This is a genomic window from Dietzia sp. DQ11-71 (assembly GCF_014144995.1).
Lineage (GTDB): Bacteria > Actinomycetota > Actinomycetes > Mycobacteriales > Mycobacteriaceae > Dietzia > Dietzia kunjamensis.
Genome location: NZ_JAALDT010000523.1, coordinates 1 through 1,719, shown reverse-complemented (window position 1 = coordinate 1,719; position 1,719 = coordinate 1). Strand labels below are relative to the sequence as shown.

General features: G+C 72.0%; 1 protein-coding gene and 1 pseudogene. Both read left to right on the top strand.

What is annotated here, in order from left to right; all coding sequences use genetic code 11:
• Nucleotides 1-199, top strand: a pseudogene (locus G6023_RS15585) (hypothetical protein); the annotation flags it as partial.
• Nucleotides 200-283: 84 nt separating this feature from the next.
• Entirely contained in the window at nucleotides 284-1,594 is a 1,311-nt protein-coding gene (hemL, locus tag G6023_RS15580; RefSeq protein WP_182636389.1) for a glutamate-1-semialdehyde 2,1-aminomutase, read from the top strand.
• Nucleotides 1,595-1,719: the final 125 nt, after the last annotated feature.

The window sequence follows — 1,719 nt, the reverse complement described above, 5'->3', positions numbered from 1 at the left end:
GCCGGCGCCCGCCTCGGGGTCCGTCGCCGCGCCGGCGCCCGCACCCGTACCGCTGCCCACGCCGCAGGAACTGCAGCAGCAGGCGGAGACTGCAGTCGCCGACGCGGAGAAGGCGGTACACGAGTTCGCCGGACAGGTCGACGCCGCCGCGAAGTCGCTGTTCGCCCCCCTCGCCCCGCCGGCTCCGCCGCAGGGCTGAGACCGCGAGGGGGTGCTCGCGGCCGGACTTTGAGACACTGGTCCGGTGACCTCTTCGAGTGATGCCTTCAAGACCCCGTCCGGCATGTCCGGCACCACCCGATCGGCCGAGCTCTTCGCCGAGGCCTGCGAGCTGATCCCCGGTGGAGTCAACTCCCCGGTCCGCGCCTTCAACTCCGTCGGCGGAACCCCGCGTTTCATGCGTGAAGCGCGGGGTTCCCGCATGACGGACGTCGACGGCAACACCTACATCGACCTCGTCTGCTCGTGGGGCCCCATGATCCACGGGCACGCCCACCCCGAGATCGTCGACGCCGTCCGCGACGCCGCCACCCGCGGACTGAGCTTCGGCACCCCGACCGAGGGTGAGGTCGACCTCGCCCGCGAGATCGTCGCCCGCACCTCCGTCGACGAGGTGCGCCTGGTCAACTCCGGCACCGAGGCCACCATGAGCGCCGTGCGCCTGGCCCGCGGATTCACCGGCCGCTCCAAGATCGTCAAGTTCTCCGGCTGCTACCACGGTCACGTCGACGCACTGCTCGCCGACGCCGGATCGGGCCTGGCCACGTTCGCGCTGCCGGACTCGCCCGGCGTCACCGGCGCGACCGCCCACGACACGATCGTCCTGCCGTACAACGACATCGACGCCGTCAGGCTGGTCTTCGCCAACCACGGCGACGAGATCGCCTGCGTGATCACGGAGGCCGCCGCCGGCAACATGGGCACCGTCCCGCCGCTGCCGGGCTTCAACGAGGAACTGCGCACCCTGTGCTCCGACAACGGGGCACTGCTCGTGATGGACGAGGTCATGACCGGATTCCGCGCCGGGGACCGCGGCTGGTGGGGGATCGACGGTGTCGCCGGCGACCTGACCACCTTCGGCAAGGTCATGTCCGGAGGGCTTCCTGCCGCCGCGTTCGGTGGTCGCGCCGACGTCATGGCCGCCCTCGCCCCCGCCGGCCCCGTCTACCAGGCCGGCACCCTGTCCGGGAACCCCGTCGCCGTGGCGGCGGGCCTGACCTCCCTGCGGCTGGCCGACCACTCCTGCTACTACACGCTGCAGACCAACGCCGACCGGCTCGAGGCGCTGATCAGCAACGCTCTGCAGGCCGCGGGTGTCGCGCACACCATCCAGCGGGCGGGCACCATGCTCAGCGTGTTCTTCTCCGAGGGCCAGGTCACCGACTACGCCGGGGCCAAGGCCGCCGAGACCTTCCGCTACGCGCCGTTCTTCAACACGCTGCTCGACCGCGGCATCTACGCTCCGCCCAGCGCGTTCGAGACCTGGTTCGTCTCCACCGCGCTCACCGACGACGACTTCCAGCACATTTCCGACGCACTGCCGGTGGCCGCGGAAGCGGCCGCCGCGGCGTCCGCCCCGGAGACGGGCCGATGAGCAGCAACGGGCGAGGGCTGCGCGGGCGGCTCGCCGTCCCGTCGACAGGACCCACCTCACTGCCGATCCCCCTCCGGGGAGATCATCCCGCCCCCGCCGTGGCGCCGCCGTCGCTGGGCGGGTCC